Annotated in this window: 14 protein-coding genes; 4 read left to right on the top strand and 10 right to left on the bottom strand. The window is 72.7% G+C overall.

Going from position 1 to position 16,106, the window contains the following annotated elements:
* Positions 1–68 precede the first annotated feature (68 nt).
* Positions 69–797, top strand: coding sequence for a nucleotidyltransferase family protein (locus ACMA1D_RS20945; RefSeq protein ID WP_414725618.1), 729 nt, complete (start codon positions 69–71; stop codon positions 795–797).
* A 497-nt stretch (positions 798–1,294) separates the two neighbouring features.
* On the opposite strand, the gene ACMA1D_RS20940 is transcribed toward ACMA1D_RS20945, so the two are convergent.
* The 7 genes from ACMA1D_RS20940 to ACMA1D_RS20910 form a co-directional block, all read right to left on the bottom strand.
* A complete protein-coding gene (locus ACMA1D_RS20940; protein ID WP_414725544.1) occupies positions 1,295–3,055 on the bottom strand; it encodes a DoxX family protein in 1,761 nt (586 codons plus the stop codon).
* A gap of 454 nt (positions 3,056–3,509) precedes the next feature.
* The gene (gene rlmB, locus ACMA1D_RS20935; protein WP_414725543.1) at positions 3,510–4,466 is read right to left on the bottom strand and encodes a 23S rRNA (guanosine(2251)-2'-O)-methyltransferase RlmB; all 957 of its coding nucleotides are present in this window, start codon (positions 4,464–4,466) and stop codon (positions 3,510–3,512) included.
* Between the two features lie 161 nt (positions 4,467–4,627).
* Positions 4,628–6,022, bottom strand: coding sequence for a cysteine--tRNA ligase (gene cysS, locus ACMA1D_RS20930; RefSeq protein WP_414725542.1), 1,395 nt, complete (start codon positions 6,020–6,022; stop codon positions 4,628–4,630).
* 158 nt (positions 6,023–6,180) lie between these two features.
* A complete protein-coding gene (locus ACMA1D_RS20925) occupies positions 6,181–6,585 on the bottom strand; it encodes a PPOX class F420-dependent oxidoreductase (RefSeq protein WP_414725541.1) in 405 nt (134 codons plus the stop codon).
* 243 nt (positions 6,586–6,828) lie between these two features.
* Positions 6,829–7,419 (bottom strand): 2-C-methyl-D-erythritol 2,4-cyclodiphosphate synthase, encoded by a 591-nt coding sequence (gene ispF / locus ACMA1D_RS20920; protein ID WP_414725540.1) that lies wholly within the window; start codon positions 7,417–7,419, stop codon positions 6,829–6,831.
* Positions 7,409–8,188, bottom strand: coding sequence for a 2-C-methyl-D-erythritol 4-phosphate cytidylyltransferase (gene ispD, locus ACMA1D_RS20915; protein ID WP_414725539.1), 780 nt, complete (start codon positions 8,186–8,188; stop codon positions 7,409–7,411). The genes ispF and ispD overlap by 11 nt, the downstream gene beginning before the upstream one ends.
* Positions 8,189–8,958: 770 nt before the next feature.
* A complete protein-coding gene (locus ACMA1D_RS20910) occupies positions 8,959–9,441 on the bottom strand; it encodes a CarD family transcriptional regulator (RefSeq protein WP_009716930.1) in 483 nt (160 codons plus the stop codon).
* Between the two features lie 737 nt (positions 9,442–10,178).
* Between ACMA1D_RS20910 and ACMA1D_RS20905 the strand changes: the two genes are divergently transcribed.
* Positions 10,179–10,940: a DUF461 domain-containing protein gene (locus ACMA1D_RS20905; RefSeq protein ID WP_414725538.1), complete on the top strand. Its 762-nt coding sequence runs from the start codon at positions 10,179–10,181 to the stop codon at positions 10,938–10,940.
* Between the two features lie 441 nt (positions 10,941–11,381).
* Here the strand turns inward: ACMA1D_RS20905 and ACMA1D_RS20900 are convergent, their stop codons facing one another.
* Both ACMA1D_RS20900 and ACMA1D_RS20895 read right to left on the bottom strand, forming a co-directional pair.
* On the bottom strand, positions 11,382–12,062 hold the full coding sequence (locus tag ACMA1D_RS20900) for a response regulator transcription factor (protein WP_142217884.1): 681 nt from the start codon (positions 12,060–12,062) through the stop codon (positions 11,382–11,384).
* 45 nt (positions 12,063–12,107) lie between these two features.
* Positions 12,108–13,409 carry a sensor histidine kinase gene (locus ACMA1D_RS20895; protein WP_349993469.1) on the bottom strand — a complete coding sequence of 434 codons (1,302 nt, stop codon included), beginning with the start codon at positions 13,407–13,409 and terminating at the stop codon, positions 12,108–12,110.
* A gap of 276 nt (positions 13,410–13,685) precedes the next feature.
* Here ACMA1D_RS20895 and phoU point away from each other — a divergent pair, with 276 nt between their 5' ends.
* Both phoU and ACMA1D_RS20885 read left to right on the top strand, forming a co-directional pair.
* Positions 13,686–14,363 carry a phosphate signaling complex protein PhoU gene (gene phoU / locus ACMA1D_RS20890; protein ID WP_414725537.1) on the top strand — a complete coding sequence of 226 codons (678 nt, stop codon included), beginning with the start codon at positions 13,686–13,688 and terminating at the stop codon, positions 14,361–14,363.
* A 348-nt stretch (positions 14,364–14,711) separates the two neighbouring features.
* The gene (locus tag ACMA1D_RS20885) at positions 14,712–14,861 is read left to right on the top strand and encodes a hypothetical protein (protein WP_349993467.1); all 150 of its coding nucleotides are present in this window, start codon (positions 14,712–14,714) and stop codon (positions 14,859–14,861) included.
* Between the two features lie 382 nt (positions 14,862–15,243).
* Here ACMA1D_RS20885 and ACMA1D_RS20880 read toward each other — a convergent pair whose 3' ends face one another.
* Positions 15,244–16,002: a phosphoglyceromutase gene (locus tag ACMA1D_RS20880; protein WP_414725536.1), complete on the bottom strand. Its 759-nt coding sequence runs from the start codon at positions 16,000–16,002 to the stop codon at positions 15,244–15,246.
* Between the last annotated feature and the right edge of the window lie 104 nt (positions 16,003–16,106).

Below are 16,106 nucleotides of genomic sequence, written 5' to 3'. Positions count from 1 at the left end.
AGGCCCCCGCGAGCGCGTCGGCCCCGGCACCGACCGGCGCCCCCACCGAGCGCGCCGCCCGCCCCGCGGTGCACTCCGGCGCTCCCACCCAGGCCGTCATCCTCGCCGGCGGCCAGGGTTCGCGGCTCCGCCCGTACACCGACGACCGGCCCAAGCCGATGGTCGAGATCCCCGGGACCGGGACCCCGATCATCGGCCACCAACTCGCCTGGCTGGCCACCGAGGGCGTCACCGACGCCGTCGTCTCCTGCGGCCACCTCGCCGAGGTCCTCCAGGAGTGGCTGACCAGCGCCGACCTCCCGCTGCGCGTCACGACGGTGGTCGAGCCGGAGCCGCTGGGCCGCGGCGGTGGCCTCAAGTACGCGGCGGCCTCGCTGCCGCACCCGGACCAGCCCTGGTACGCGACCAACGGCGACATCTGGACCCGGTTCTCGCTGCGCGAGATGGCCGGCTTCCACCACGAGCGCGACGCCGATGCGACGCTCGCCCTGGCCAGGCCGCGCATCCCGTGGGGCGCCGTGGAGACCGACGAGTTCGGCCATGTACTCGACTTCATCGAGGCGCCGCCGTCCCCGTACCTGATCAACGCGGGCGTGTACGTGTTCTCCGCGGCCTTCACCGAACTCCTGCCGGACCGCGGCGACCACGAGCGCACCACCTTCCCGCGGCTGGCCCGCGAGCGCCGACTGGCCGGCTACCCGCTGCCGCACGGCGCGTACTGGCGCGCCATCGACACCGCGAAGGACCTCACCGAGGCCGCGAAGGAACTGGCCACCGGCACCACGCACGGCGGCTGACCCGCGCGGGGTGCCCCGGGAGCAGGAGGGGCCGGGAGCAGGTGGAGCCGGCAGCACCGGCGGCAGACCTCGGGGCGACCGCTCCCGCCCGCCGCTCCCGTACGCACCGGCCGTGGGCCGTGACCGGGTCCGTACGGGCCGTACGACGGGCCGCCTACCGGACGACCGCGCCACGGGCCGTACGACGCTTCCGCGACACCGGACCGGGCACCGGCAACGGGACCACCACACCGCGTCGGGGGCCCCGCCGCCCGCGCCGGTGCACCGCACCACCCCGCTCGCCCGGTGCCTCCCCTCGCCGCGTCCGCGTCGTGCCGTGGCCCACGAGCGTCCCGTACGGGCCCGGCCCGCGACCGCACACGGCTGTGCCCGACCCCGGCCGGAGCCGGGATCGGGCACGAAGTCGCGTCGGGCGAGTGGGTCGCAGGGTCTCAGCCCCGGCCGTACGCCCTGGTCAGGGGCGTACGGCTGGGGCGCTGCCAACGGCGGGACCGGTGTCAGCCGAGGAGGCCGCCGAGTGCTCCCTCGCGCGCGGGGCTGCCGCCACCGCTGCTGCCGATGTCGCTCTCGGTCTCGCTGTCGTCGTAGGTCTCGTTGTCGGGGGGCGGGGCCTGGCGCTGTTGCTGCGGGGCGGACTGGGGGGCCTGTTGCGGGGACTGCGGGGCGGTCTGCGCGCCCGAGGTCTGGCTGCTGCTCTGCCCGCCGCCGACCTGGCTCTGCTGCTGCGGCACCGCCTGCGGCTGGCTCGGCTGCCCCACGGTGTCGCTGCCCGGCACCTGCGCAGGGCCGGTGATGCCCGGCGTGCTCTCCTGGCTCGGCAGCGACGCGGCCGGACTCGGCTCCTCGTCACCGGCGGCCGGCGAACCGCTCCGCTCGCCCTCCGGGCTGCGCGTGCCCGGCGGCGTGGTCGCGTCCTTCGTACCCGGCAGCGGCTTCCCCGGCAGGTGGTTGGTGGGCGGCTCGCTGCGCCCGGGCACCCGCACCGTGTCGGAGGAGCGCACCGCGCCGCCCAGCATCGAGCCGATCAGCAGCGTCAGCCCGATGATCACCGAAGCCATGACGGAACCCCGGCGCAGCACCCGCCGCCGCAGGTCGCGGACCTCGACCCGGGGCCCGAGCAGTCGCCACGCCTCCCCGGCGAGCCGGGCGTCCATCGAGTACACGGGCGCGCCCGCGATGATGAGCGGGCTCCAGGCGGCGAGGTAGATGATGTCGGGCGCGTCGTACGCCGGTACGGTCCGCCAGCTCACGGTGACCAGGAGCGCGGCCGACAGCAGCGCCCCGAACGAGGCCGCGACCCGCTGCCAGAGCCCGCACACGGTCAGCACACCGACCACGACCTGCAAGAACGCGATGGTCAGGCCCGCGCCCACGGGGTGTTCCAAGGCGAAGTCGCGGAGCGGCGATGCGACCGCCCACGGGTGCAGCGACTGCAACCAGGTCACCATGGACCCGCGTTCGCCCCCGTCGAAGTAGACCGGGTCGCAGAGCTTGCCCATGCCGGCGTAGATCGAGATGAAGCCGAGGAAGACGCGCAGCGGGAGGAGGACGACGCCGAGGTTCATCCGGCGGCCGGGGTAGTACGCGTGCCGCACGGAGTCGGAGGTGCGGCGCTTGCGGGCCGGGCGGCCCGGGTCGGCCTCCGGACTCGCCACGGTCGGCCACGGGGAACCGGCGCCGTCCGGGGCGTCGGGGTCGCCGACGCTGCCGATGACGGTGGTGTGCTCGCCGGTGTCCTGACCGCCGTCGAGCAGGCCCCGGGCGTACCGCGTGCCGCCGGGCGGGGTCTCGCTGTCGTTGTACGGCGTGCGCGGCCCGATGACCAGTGGCTGGGTGGGCGGCGGGGGCTCTTCGACCGCGATCCGCGGCAGCACCTGGGTGGCGCCCGGATCGCCGCCGGGGCCGTCCTGGCCCGCGCCGGCGGCGCCCTGTGCGGTGCGCTGCGCCGTGTGCGGTGCGCCGTTCGGTCCGGTGCCGAGGGCGCCGGCCGCCGCGGCGGCGGCCAGGCTGACCTCGGACTGCCGTACGGCCTGGAGCAGATGGGTCGCGGCGCCGTCGCCCGGACTGGTGCGACCGCTCCACACGACCGGAGCGCGGCGCCTGGCGGGGCGCGCCCCCAGGCCGGCACCAGCCCCGGCGAGCGCGGCGATGCGCGCCGTCTCCGCGAGCGCGCTGCTCCGGACCGGGGTGGCGAGCTGCACGCGGAAGCTCGCGTGCGAGACGATCACCTGTGCGGGGTCGCTCGGCACCTTCGCCATGTTCAGGTGCGGCTCATCGTCAAAACCCGGTGAGCTTCCCCCCGGAGGTGTGCGGGGTGTTCTGGTGTCCACGCTCATCTAACCGAGTGACCCCCGGTTAAGACACTGCCTTGACCGCCCCGAAACTGTCCGAGACCCGTCAAATCGACCGCGGCTCGCCGACCTCGCAGGCCAGCGCCCCGTCCCCGCGCCGCGCCCCCGTCGTACGCCGGGTAATTCCCACCCGCGACCCGCGACGGATGACCGCCCACCCTACGACGCCCGCACCAACCGCCCGCGGACGCGGCTGCCCCGCATCAACGCCGCGGGCCGCCGTTCACGTACCGCGGCCGTGGCACCGCCCCGTCCCGTCGTACGAGCGGTGTGGGCGGTACGGGCCCACGGCCGGTACGGGCATACGTGGTGGGACGGGTGCCCCGAGGCCCGGCCGGGCGGGCCGGCCGGGCCCCCGGACTCAGCCCCTGCGGCGGCGAGCCGCCTCGTAGAGCACCACGCCGGCTGCCACACCCGCATTCAGCGACTCCGCACCACCCGGCATCGCGATGCGTACGCGCAGGTCACAGGTCTCGCTGACGAGCCGGGAGAGGCCCTTGCCCTCGCTGCCGACGACGATGACGAGGGGGCCGTCCAGGGCCTGGACCTCGCCGAGTTCGGCCTCGCCCTCCGCGTCGAGGCCGATGACCGTGATGCCGGCCTTCTGGTAGCTCTCCAGCGCGCGCGTGAGGTTGGTGGCGCGGGCGACCGGGGTGCGCGCCGCGGTGCCGGCCGAGGTCTTCCAGGCGCCGGCCGTCATGCCCGCCGCGCGCCGCTCGGGCACCACCACGCCGTGGCCGCCGAACGCGGAGACCGAGCGCACGACCGCGCCCAGGTTCCGCGGGTCGGTGACCCCGTCGAGCGCGACGATCAGCGGGTCCTCGCCGTCGTCGAAGGCGGCGCTGGCCAGGTCCTCGGGGTGGGCGTAGTCGTACGGCGGAACCTGGAGGACCAGGCCCTGGTGGTTCAGGCCGTTGGTCATCCGGTCGAGCTCCGGGCGCGGCGCCTCCATCAGGTTGATGCCGCCGCGCTCGGTGGCGAGCTGGATCGCCTCGCGCACCCGCTCGTCGCTGTCGATGAACTGCTGCACGTACAGCGCGGTCGCCGGCACGCCCTCGCGCAGCGCCTCCACGATCGGGTTGCGCCCCACGACCAGCTCGTTGGTGCCCTTGGGGCCGCCGCGGCGCGGCGCGGGCCGCTTCGCCGCGCTCCGCGCCTTGGCGTTGGCCACGCGCTGCTTGACGTGCCCCTTACGCATCTCGGCGGGCGGGGTGGGCCCCTTGCCCTCCAGGGCCCGACGCCGCTTGCCGCCGCTGCCGACCGTCGCGCCCTTCTTGTTGGACGTGCGGCGGTTCCTGCGTTGGCTGTTACCGGCCATGGGTCACCTGTCTCTTACTGCTCGCTGCTGCTCAGCCTGCTCGCTGCTCAGCCCGTACTGCGCAGCCAAAAGGTCAATGGTACGAAAAGTGTGCCGCCCGGCGGACCGGGCGGCACACCGAGCCGTTTTCCGGCCCGGCCACCCCGCTCGCTTTCCGCAGCTCAGCGGGGGCCGAGCTCCCAGCGGGGGCCCGAAGGCGTGTCCTCGATCACCAGGCCGGACTGCTGGAGCTGGTCCCGGATGGCGTCCGCGGTGCCGTAGTCCTTGCGGGAGCGGGCGGCCTGGCGCTGCTCCAGCACGAGGCGGACCAGCGAGTCGACCACGCCGTGCAGGTCGTCCCCGCGGTCGCTGTCGCCCGCCCAGTGCTCGTCCAGCGGGTCGAGGCCGAGCACCCCGAGCATGGCCCGCACCTCGGCGAGCCGGGCGACCGCCGTCTCCTTGTCGTCGGCGGTCAGCGCGGAGTTCCCCTGCCGCACGGTGGTGTGGATGATCGCCAGCGCCTGCGGGACGCCGAGGTCGTCGTCCATCGCCTCGGCGAAGGACAGCGGCACCTCCGCGGCGGGCTCGACCGTGCCGGCCTTCTCCACCACGCGCTGGACGAAGCCCTCGATCCGCGCGAACGCGGACTCGGCCTCGCGCAGCGCCTCTTCGCTGTACTCGATCATGGACCGGTAGTGCGGGGTGCCCAGGTAGTAGCGGAGCACGATCGGGCGCCAGCGCTTGACCATCTCGGAGACGAGCACCGAGTTGCCGAGCGACTTGCTCATCTTCTCGCCGCTCATGGTGACCCACGCGTTGTGCGCCCAGTACTCGGCGAAGTCGTCGCCGTACGCCTTGGCCTGGGCGATCTCGTTCTCGTGGTGCGGGAAGATCAGGTCCAGGCCGCCGCCGTGGATGTCGAAGCTGGTGCCCAGGTACTTGTGGGCCATCGCGGAGCACTCCAGGTGCCAGCCCGGCCGGCCGCGGCCCCAGGGGGTGGCCCAGCTCGGCTCGCCCGGCTTGGCCGCCTTCCACATGGCGAAGTCGCGGCCGTCGCGCTTGCCGGCGCCCGCGTCGCCGGCGTTCGGCAGGTTGTCCAACTCCTGGTTGGACAGGCGCAGATACTCCGGGAAGGAGCGCACGTCGAAGTAGACGTTGCCGTCCACGGCATAGGCGTGGCCACGCTCGATCAGACCGCTCATCATCTCGATCATTTCCGGGACGTGCCCGGTCGCGCGCGGTTCGTAGGTGGGCGGCAGGCAGCCGAGCGTCTCGTACGCGTCGTTGAACGCACGCTCGTTGCGGTAGCCGATCGACCACCAGGGTTCGCCGGACTCGGCGGCCTTCACCAGGATCTTGTCGTCGATGTCGGTGACGTTGCGGATGAACGTCACGGCATAGCCGCGGTAGCTGAACCAGCGGCGCATGATGTCGAAGTTGAGGCCCGACCTGATGTGCCCGATGTGCGGTGCGGCCTGCACGGTCGCGCCACAGAGGTAGATCGAGACACAGCCCGGAGTGAGCGGGGTGAAGTCACGTGTCTGCCGGGCGCTGGTGTCGTACAGGCGAATGGTCACGCTCCAAGGGTAGTCGGAACAGGGCAGTGCCCCGCGACCCCAAGGGCCGCAGGGACACCGAAGCGTGACACTTGACCGCCGCCGACGACGCTGCGCAGCAGGTCGCAGCGGTGGGCGGGGGGCGCGGGCGGCAGTGGCCGAAACCGGCAGCCGCCGGTTCAGAGGCTGCCGACGACCTTCCGCGGCGTCACCCGGACCACGACGCGCTCGGCGTCCTCGGCGATCCGCGGGTTGAACTCGGCGTAGGTCTTGCCGGTGTACTTCAGCGACAACTCGTCGATCAGCTCCGCGCCGCCCTCGGTGCTGACGGAGGCGGTGCCGCGCACCTCGGCGTAGGTGTACGGCGCGTCGGCGGGGTTGATCAGGACGGTCACCCGCGGGTCGGCGGCGATGTTCTTCTCCTTGCGCCGGCCGACGGTGGTGGAGATCAACAGGTCGTCACCGTCCCGCTTCACCCAGACGACCGAGAGCTGCGGGCTCCCGTCGGGCTGGATCGTCGCCAGGGTCACGAAGACCGGGCCGTCGAGGAGGTGCTTGAGCTCATCGGAGAGTAAAGCTGACACGGTTGGTCCTTCCGTCACGATCATCGTCATGGGTCACGGGGGCACACGTCCTCGATGGGTACCCAACAGCCCCGCGCCGCCGTGCATTCCCCCGCCACACGTGCATCGTACGGAGCAGTGGGACGCCGCGCCCCGAAGATCACGAAGACGTCCGGGCCGCCTCACCCGGGCCGCCCGCGGAGCCACCCGGCCGGCCGGCCGCCACTCGGGTGCGGGCGACCGGCCCGGACGCGGACGAGCAGTTCAGGTACGGACGACCAGCGCGGTGGCGATCGCGGCCAGGCCCTCGCCGCGGCCGGGGAAGCCGAGGCCGTCGGTGGTGGCCCCGGAGACCGAGACCGGAGCGCCGGCCGCTGCGGAGAGCACCCGCTGGGCCTCCTCCCGCCGCTTGCCGATCTTCGGACGCGGGCCGACCACCTGGACGGCCACGTTGCCGATGGTGAAACCGGCCTCGCGGACGATCCGGGCCGCTTCGGCCAACAGGGTCACGCCGCTGGCGCCGGAGTACTCGGGGCGGCCCGTACCGAAGTGCGCGCCGAGGTCGCCGAGGCCGGCCGCGGAGAAGAGCGCGTTGCAGGCGGCGTGCGCGACGACGTCGGCGTCGGAGTGGCCGGCGAGCCCGGGCCCCTCACCCTCCCAGCGCAGCCCCGCGCACCACAGTTCGCGGCCCTCTTCGAAGCCGTGTATGTCGGTGCCGATGCCGACCTGCGGCAGCACCACGGCGGGCGGCACGGCGGGCGCCGCCGGCGACGCGGCCGACTGCTGGTCGGAGGCGGGGCTAGCCGGCTGCTGCGCCGGCGCCCCGGCGGTCTGTTCCGCCGGTTCAGAAGCCATCGTTGGCCCTCCTGCGCGCGAGGACCGCCTCGGCCAGGACCAGGTCGAGCGGCCTCGTCACCTTGAACGCCTCCTCGTGGCCCGGCACCACCACGACGTCCCGGCCGATCCGCTCGACCATGCCGGCGTCGTCGGTGGCGCCCTCGCCTTCGAGCAGGACGCGCTCGTGCGCCTCGACGAGCGTCGCCCGGTCGAAGCCCTGCGGGGTCTGCACGGCGCGCAGCCGGGCCCGCTCCGGGGTGCCGACGACCGGCTCCGGCTGGCCCGCCGGTCGCGGCTCGACCTGCTTGACGGTGTCCGCCAGCGGCAGCGCGGGCACCACGGCCGGCGCACCACCGCGCACGGCGGCTGCGACCGCGTCCACCACGTCCACCGGTACGAGCGGACGCGCCGCGTCGTGCACCAACACGACGGTGATGTCGTCCGGCAGCGCGGCGAGGCCGAGCCGTACGGACTCCTGCCGGGTCTCGCCGCCGGGGACGACCACCACGTCGGTCTTCTCCGCCACCGAGCCGGCCAGCGGGTGCGCGTCGAGCAACCTGCGGACCTCGGCCGCGCCGTCCGAGGGGGCGACCACGATCACGAGGGAGACGGCACGGGAGGCGGCCATCGCGCGGACGGCGTGGACGAGCATGGGGGTGCCGTTGAGGGTGCGCAGCGCCTTGGGCGCACCGGGGCCGAGCCTGACCCCACGGCCGGCTGCGGGAATGACGGCTGCGGTGCGCACCCGCGGTCCGTCGGTAGGTTCGGGACGATCTGATGCGGACATTGCGATGGCGTTCAGGTTTGCTTCCTCGGCCGAGTTGGGTATGGCCAGAGCGTGCCGGGCGCAGCGGCCCGATCAGCCCCTTCCGTGACGACTGGTCGAGCCAGTGCCCGAGCCCGGCACACCAATCGCCGCACACGTGATGTAACCGCACGGCGTGCGTCGAAGCGAAGCGCAAGAACTTGCCAGTTGCCCGCCCTCTCGCCCCACCACCCGCCGTCGACCACCCGGGCCGCGGGCCCGAGGGGTCGCGGCGTATCCGCATGTTCGCCGCACCGACCGCCTTGCGGGCGGCTGGTGGACACCGTGCCGACGCCCGGGCTTCACGACCCGGACGTCACGCCCGTCTCGCCGTGCCTCGTGGACCGTCGCGTGCACCGCACAGCCCGATCCCGAAGGACCTTTCCACCGGACACAACGAGTCGACGGCGCGTTGGGCACGCACGCTGGCTGCCTGTGCATGTCCGCCCGTGGGCGCGCCGGGCGCCCGACGCACGGCGGGTGGTCACGGTCGGACGGCGGGCATCGCCATATCGGTGTCATGTCGGTCGTTTACGCACCGCACCGGCCGTACGGGTCCAAGGTGCGGTCAATGGATGACGCCGTCGCCGATCTGCGGCTCGCGGGCCGCAGATGCCGCAGCGCCCGGCGGCAGGGACGCATCGTCGGGACGCGGACCGCCACTCGGGCGCTGCGGCATGCGTACGTCCCTCAGAACGTCCGAGACACCGACGACGACCCCACAGCGAAAGCCAGGGGGTCGCTAGCGATGCTCAGGATGCGAGGACCTCGTCGAGCAGGGCCTCGGCCTTGTCTTCGTTGGTGCTCTCCGCGAGGGCGAGCTCGCTCACCAGGATCTGCCGCGCCTTGGCGAGCATGCGCTTCTCACCAGCGGAAAGACCACGCTCACGCTCGCGGCGCCACAGGTCGCGGACGACCTCGGCCACCTTGATCACGTCACCGGACGCGAGCTTTTCCAGGTTCGCCTTGTAGCGACGGGACCAGTTGGTGGGCTCCTCCGCATACGGCGCACGCAGCACCTCGAAGACCCGGTCCAGCCCGTCCTGGCCGACTACATCGCGCACGCCGACGAACTCCGCATTGTCCGCTGGCACACGAACTGTCAAGTCGCCCTGAGCGACCTTCAGCACCAAGTAGGTCTTGTCCACGCCTTTGATCTGGCGAGTTTCGATGGCCTCGATCAGCGCGGCCCCGTGATGGGGATAGACCACGGTGTCGCCAACCTTGAACGTCATGTGACAGGTACCCCTTCCGTGGCTATCCAGAGTAACACGGGAACGCCCCGTTCTGAATGGCGTTTTCGCAGGTCAGGGCATATCTCAGGGCTTGACAACAGCACTCGGAACGTGCTTCGAGCGGCCCCCGGAGGCAGGAATTCGCAGGTGGGGGCCGTTGTTCGGGCGAGGTGAAACGCGTACGTTACATCGCTCAACAACCTCCCGCGACAGGTCGTACGTCCCGTTTTGCCGGGGTCCGGACGTACGAGTTCCGGTCCTCCGTTCGGGCGCACCTCGGTCACTCCGCGCCGTTTCCGCGAATTGATCAGGCCAGCGGCGATCATCTTCGTGATCAATTCACGAAGCCGTCACCGATGACGTGCATTCCGTCTCGATATTCGTGCGGGCGGGGCCGGCTGATATTCGGTGGAGAGGTCATGCGGAGACGATTGCCGGCGGGCCCGCGCGGTACTTGTTCAACGACTGTTCACGGGCGTGTCCACCGGACGGGCGGGCGGGCCTCGGGGGTGCGCGCGGCGGGCCGCGGCCGGGGCGTACGACGGGGGTGCGCCGGGCGGCGGTACGGGCGGCGACAGGGCGTCCGAGGCGGGTCGGGTGCGTGCTCTCGACGACGGGTCGGTAACCTAAGCGCGCTGAAAGATCCTTAGTGCGGGCAGCCCACCGCCGCCCCTCCGCCCCTCGCGACCGGGCCCACCGTTCGGCCGCCGAAGCTCGTCCTAGGAGATGCCGCCGCCGTGAGCAGCAGCCTTCGACGCGGCGCCCTCGCCGCCACCGCCCTCGTGCTCTCGATCGCCCCGCTCTCCGCCTGCGCGGCCGGGAACGACTCGCAGACGATGGAGATCACCCCGGACCACGCCGCGAAGACCGTCGGCGACCTCAAGGTCCAGAACGCGACGGTGATCACCCAGCCGGAGCTGGACGATGAGGGTCCCGCGGCCCTCACCGCCAAGATCTTCAACAACGGCACCACCGACGAGGTGCTCACCAGCATCCGGCTCGGCAGCAAGGACACCGAGGTCAAGCTGGCCCCCGCGAAGGGCTCCGGGCCGCTGGTCGTACCCAAGGGCGGTTCGCTGATCCTCGGCGGCGAGGGCAACGCGTCGGCGGAGATCGTCGGCGGTCACGAGGCGGCCAAGGCCGGCGACGCCCAGAAGGTCGTCTTCGACTTCAGCAAGACGGGCGACGTCACGCTGCGCGCCCTGGTGGTGCCCGCCAAGGGTGACTACGCCAAGTGGGGTCCGAGCCCCGCGGCCAGCCCGAGCGTGAAGCCGTCGGAGACGGCGAAGGACAAGGACAAGTCCAAGGAGACCGGCAAGCCGTCGGACGCCGAGTCCGGCAAGGCGTCGGACGAGCCCGCCGACACCGAGAGCGGCAACGCCTCGGGCACGCCCGGCGGCGAGGAGAGCCCCGCGGGCCAGACCCCCGGCGGCGAGAACGGCACCGCCGGGAGCGGCGAGGGCGCCCAGGGCAACGAGAGCCCGGCCGCCGGCCACTGAGCCGCGCCTGCCCCAGGCCCTGACCGACCCGCTGCCGCGACGCCACCGAGCGCCGCGGCGGCGGGTCGGTCCGCGTTTGGGGGCGGCGCAGGGCGGCGGCGGTGTGGGACTCCGGGCCCCGGCGGGTCGCTGGTCGCTGACGGCGCGTACGGCGTCCTGCGGGCTCCTGGCGGTGGCCCGGGGCAGCCGAAGCCTGCTGGCAGCCCTGCCGGGGCCCTGCATCGCTGTCGGGGGTGGCCGGAGCCGCACCCGCGGCCCTGAATGTGACCGGGGGCGGCCGATGCACACCCGCGGCAGGCATGAGCGAGGTCGGGGACGGCCGGGGCCCACCGACAGCCCCCCGAGTGGGGCCGGGGACGCCGCGAGGGCGGCCCCTGGGGTGGGGCCGCCCTCGCGGCGTGGTGGGGGCGGGCGCTCGCTGCGGCGCCGCCCCTGGGGTCTTTACGGCTCGAACTTGTAGCCGAGGCCGCGGACCGTGACCAGGTAGCGCGGGGCCCCCGGGTCGGGCTCGATCTTCGCGCGCAGGCGCTTGACGTGCACGTCCAGGGTCTTGGTGTCACCGACGTAGTCGGCGCCCCAGACGCGGTCGATGAGCTGCATGCGGGTCAGTACGCGGCCCGCGTTGCGCAGCAGCATCTCCAGCAGGTCGAACTCCTTCAGCGGCAGGTCGACCTTGCCGCCGGAGACGGTGACCACGTGCCGGTCGACGTCCATCCGCACCGGGCCCGCCTCCAGCGCGGCCGGCGTGACCTCCTCCGGCTCGCCGCGGCGGCGCAGCACCGCGCGGATGCGGGCCACCAGTTCGCGCGAGGAGAACGGCTTGGTGACGTAGTCGTCGGCTCCTATTTCCAGGCCGACGACCTTGTCGATCTCGCTGTCCTTGGCGGTCACCATGATGACCGGGACGTTGGAGCGCCCGCGCAGTTGGCGACAGACCTCCGTGCCGGGCAGCCCGGGCAGCATGAGGTCGAGCAGCACCAGGTCGGCGCCGTTCCGCTCGAACTCGTCCAACCCTTCGGGGCCCGTTGTCGCGATCGCGACCTCAAAACCCTCCTTGCGGAGCATGTACGACAAAGCGTCGCTGAACGATTCCTCGTCCTCGACAACGAGCACTCGGGTCACGGAAGGACCTCCGGGGCGAACTCAGGGGCGCGAAGCGCCTTCCAGTTACGGGTGGTGGGCGACGGGAGGGGGTTCATTGGTGAGGGTCTCGTCGTAGGTACGGCCGGGGTCCTCGTCGTCGAGGTCGTCCGGCTCGATGAGCGAGTTGCCGCCCTTACGCCGCCCGGAGGCGGCAGCGGCCTCGGCCCGGTCGCGTACGCCACCGGCTTCCGGGAGCCGCAGGGTGAAGGTGGAGCCCTGTCCCTCAGCGCTCCACACCGTAACCTCCCCGCCGTGCGAGGCGGCCACGTGCTTGACGATGGCGAGGCCGAGGCCGGTCCCGCCGGTGGCGCGCGAGCGCGCCGGGTCGACGCGGTAGAACCGCTCGAAGATGCGCTCGCGGTCCTTCTCGGAGATGCCGATGCCCTGGTCGGTGACGGACACCTCGATGAGGTCGCCGCCGGGTGCGGCGATCCGCCGGGCGGCGATGCCGACGCGGGTACGCGCCGGGCTGTAGTTCACCGCGTTTTCCACCAGGTTGCCAAGGGCCGCGGCAAGCTGGCCGCGATTTCCCCATACGTGCAGCTCCGCGGTGCCGCCCGCGGCCATCGTGATCTGCTTGGTGCCGGCCTGGTGGCGGCAGCGGTCGATGGCCTCGGCGACGAGCTCGTCCACGCGGACCGGCTCGGCGTCCTCCAGCGGGTCGTCGTTCTGCACCCGGGAGAGGTCGATCAGCTCCTGGACCAGGCTGGTCAGGCGGGTGGCTTCGATCTGCATCCGGCCGGCGAAGCGGGTGACGGCCTCCGGGTCGTCCGAGGCGTCCATGACGGCCTCGGAGAGCAGCGAGAGGGCGCCGACCGGGGTCTTGAGCTCATGGCTGACGTTGGCGACGAAGTCGCGGCGCACGGCCTCGATGCGGCGGGCCTCGGTGAGGTCCTCGACCAGCAGGAGTACGAGGCGGGAGCCGAGCGGGGCGACCCGCGCCGAGACGGCCAGGGCCTCGCCCCGGCCGGTGCCGCGGCGCGGCAGGTCCAGTTCCACCTGGCGTATCTCGCCGTCGCGGCGGGTGTCGCGGGCCATGTGCAGCATCGGCTCGACCGCGAGCTTCCCGCCGCGCACCAGACCGAGCGCGTACGCCGCCGAGCTCGCCTTGACCACGGCGTCCTCCTCGTCGAGCACGACGGCGGAGGAGCGCAGCACGGAGAGCACGGTGTCGACACCGGGCGGCAGCGCGGCTTCGGTGTGGAGCGAGGAGCGCGTGGGCTTGGCCTGGTCGCGCTCACTCCAGCGGAACGCCAGCATGGCGATGACGCCGGTGCACAACCCGGCGATCGCTGCCACTGCGGCGATTGCCGCGTCCACGTTCATGTCACCAGGTTAGGCGCCCGTTCGACCCGCTCCACAGCCGAACGGGGGTCGACCCCGTGAGACGTTGCCGAGAGTTCACTGTCAGGACGTGATCGCTTCACTAGCGAGGCCCCAGGTCAGAGGGGTTGACACCGCCTAGACCATGGGAGTTGCCGAGAGTTCACTGTTACGTCGGTCCGGGTTTACCCCGGAGGTCGGATTCGGACTCGTTTCGGCCACACCGTGGAACCGTGGGGCTGACAGCCCTACGGGACCCCCAGCGAGAGAAGGTCAGTGATGCGGGACGCGTACCACGAGGAGCTCGATTCGATCAGTGAGAGTCTGGTCGAGATGGCCCGGCTCGTCGGCTCAGCCATCGGTAGGGCGACGACGGCGATGCTTGACGCGGACCTGAAGCTCGCGGAGAGCGTCATCGCCGCCGACGAGAAGATCGACAACCTCCAGCACGACCTTGAGGCTCGTGCGATAGCCCTGCTCGCCCGTCAGCAGCCGGTCGCCACGGATCTGCGGATCGTGGTCACCAGCCTGCGGATGAGCGCCGACCTGGAGCGCTCCGGCGACCTGGCCCAGCACGTCGCGAAGCTGGCCCGGCTGCGCTTCCCCGAGTCCCCCGTCCCGCGCGACCTGGCCGCCACCATCCTGGAGATGGGCCAGCTCGCCCAGCGCCTGATGGCCAAGGCCGCCGAGGTGATCATCACCAAGGACGTCGACCTCGCCCTCCAACTGGAGCAGGACGACGACGCCATCGACATGCTGCACCGCACGCTCTTCCAGCACCTGATCGACGACCGCTGGAAGCACGGGATCGAGACGGCCGTGGACGTGACGCTCCTCGGCCGCTACTACGAGCGCTTCGCCGACCACGCGGTCTCCGTGGCCAAGCGGGTGGTCTACCTGGTCACCGGCGAGCACGCGGACGAGATCACGCCCGGCACCCCGGTGGACGGCGAGTAGCCACCCACCACAGCCGCCCGGGCCGGGCCACCTGCCCGGACGGCGCTCCTCGCTGCGCTCCGCCTCCGGGCCCGCACACCGTCGCCTCGCCGGCTGGGTGCGGGCCCGGTGGCGTTGGGGGTGCTGGGTGTCTGCGGTCCCCGGACGCTCGGGGGCGTGGCAGGCCCGGACCGCCCCGCAAGTGTCCTGGCCGCGGCATTCGGGGCGTACCGGCTGGCGTGCGGGTTTTGCTGGCGTAGGGGTGGTAGGGGCGGCGATGCGCCTATGCGCCGCTTACGCGCCGTTCCACGCCCCCGGGCCGAGACGTTTCACTGGAGGCTCTGCGGTACGCCTGCAAGGAGGAATGCCATGCCAGAGACGCCGACCTCGACGCCAGCGGAGCAGCCCACCACCCCGACCCCGCCCCGCCCGCTGCTCGGCAACTGCGGATGCGGCTCCGGCTGCTCGTGCGGCTGCCAGTCCGGCGGCCCGTGCAGTTGCTCCGGCGGCTGCGGCTAGCCGGCCGCGCCCGGCGCCCCCAACAGCGCGCGCCCGCCCGCAGCCAGCGCGGGGCCACCTGGGAGGTACGACGCCCCGCGCGGAGAAGCCCCGGCCGGGAGGTGGGTCACCCGAGTCAGACGTACGGGTTACTCGAACCTCGCGGTCGGGGCTTCGGCGTGGGTGGGGGCCGCAGGCGCGGCGAGTGGGCCCGCGCGGGCGGGTCCGCTGCATCACTGGGTCGGACTGTGTAGGGCTTGGGAGGAACGCCCCTACCCGAGCGGGCCGTCATGCGATGTCCACCACCAAGCCCCAGCCGGACCAGCACTCCCCCCTGAACCCACACAGCCCCCCACCCGCAGCGGACCGCAGGTGAAGGGCTGTGGAGGAAAGCCCGCCAGGGTTACTTCTTGCCCTGGTTCTTGACCGCCTCGATCGCCGACTTCGCGGCCTCCGGGTCGAGGTAGGTGCCGCCGGGGTTGGTGGGGCGGAAGTCGGCGTCCAGCTCGTAGGAGAGGGGGATGCCGGTGGGGATGTTGAGGCCGGCGATGTCCGCGTCGCTGATGCCGTCCAGGTGCTTGACCAGGGCGCGCAGGCTGTTGCCGTGGGCGGCGACCAGGACCGTGCGGCCGGTGAGCAGGTCGGGGACGATGCCGTCGTACCAGTACGGCAGCATGCGGGCGACGACGTCCTTGAGGCACTCGGTGCGCGGGCGGGCCTCGCTGGGGATGTCCGCGTAGCGCGCGTCCTCGCTCTGCGAGAACTCCGTGCCGTCCTCCAGCGCGGGCGGCGGCGTGTCGTACGAGCGGCGCCACAGCATGAACTGCTCCTCGCCGAACTCGGCCAGGGTCTGCGCCTTGTCCTTGCCCTGGAGCGCGCCGTAGTGCCGCTCGTTCAGGCGCCAGGAGCGGTGCACCGGGATCCAGTGCCGGTCGGCGGCCTCAAGGGCGAGCTGCGCGGTGCGGATCGCGCGCTTCTGGAGCGAGGTGTGGACCACGTCGGGCAGCAGGCCGGCGGCGCTCAGCAGCTCACCGCCGCGGACCGCCTCCTTCTCGCCCTTGTCGGTCAGGTTGACGTCCACCCAGCCGGTGAACAGGTTCTTCGCGTTCCACTCGCTCTCGCCGTGGCGGAGCAGGATCAGCTTGTACGGTGCGTCGGCCATGCCCCCGAGCGTAATGGACGGGGTTCGGCGGCCCGCCGGCCGGCCGCCCCGCTCGGCGCCGGCCCCGCGGGGGTGGCGGGGGCGGGCGCGCGCCCGGGCTGCCC

Origin of the sequence: Streptomyces sp. 796.1, assembly GCF_047525675.1 — a bacterium.
GTDB lineage: Bacteria > Actinomycetota > Actinomycetes > Streptomycetales > Streptomycetaceae > Streptomyces.
The sequence above is the reverse complement of the archived record's forward strand: the minus strand, read 5'-3'. Positions and strand labels throughout refer to the sequence as shown.

Excerpts from the sequence above, each read along its gene's own strand:
- ACMA1D_RS20940 (WP_414725544.1), bottom strand. The coding sequence starts at position 3,055 with ATGGCGAAGGTGCCGAGCGACCCCGCACAGGTGATCGTCTCGCACGCG.
- rlmB (WP_414725543.1), bottom strand. The coding sequence starts at position 4,466 with ATGGCCGGTAACAGCCAACGCAGGAACCGCCGCACGTCCAACAAGAAG.
- ispF (WP_414725540.1), bottom strand. The coding sequence starts at position 7,419 with ATGGCTTCTGAACCGGCGGAACAGACCGCCGGGGCGCCGGCGCAGCAG.
- ispD (WP_414725539.1), bottom strand. The coding sequence starts at position 8,188 with ATGTCCGCATCAGATCGTCCCGAACCTACCGACGGACCGCGGGTGCGC.
- ACMA1D_RS20910 (WP_009716930.1), bottom strand. The coding sequence starts at position 9,441 with ATGACGTTCAAGGTTGGCGACACCGTGGTCTATCCCCATCACGGGGCC.
- ACMA1D_RS20895 (WP_349993469.1), bottom strand. The coding sequence starts at position 13,409 with ATGAACGTGGACGCGGCAATCGCCGCAGTGGCAGCGATCGCCGGGTTG.
- phoU (WP_414725537.1), top strand. The coding sequence starts at position 13,686 with ATGCGGGACGCGTACCACGAGGAGCTCGATTCGATCAGTGAGAGTCTG.
- ACMA1D_RS20885 (WP_349993467.1), top strand. The coding sequence starts at position 14,712 with ATGCCAGAGACGCCGACCTCGACGCCAGCGGAGCAGCCCACCACCCCG.
- ACMA1D_RS20880 (WP_414725536.1), bottom strand. The coding sequence starts at position 16,002 with ATGGCCGACGCACCGTACAAGCTGATCCTGCTCCGCCACGGCGAGAGC.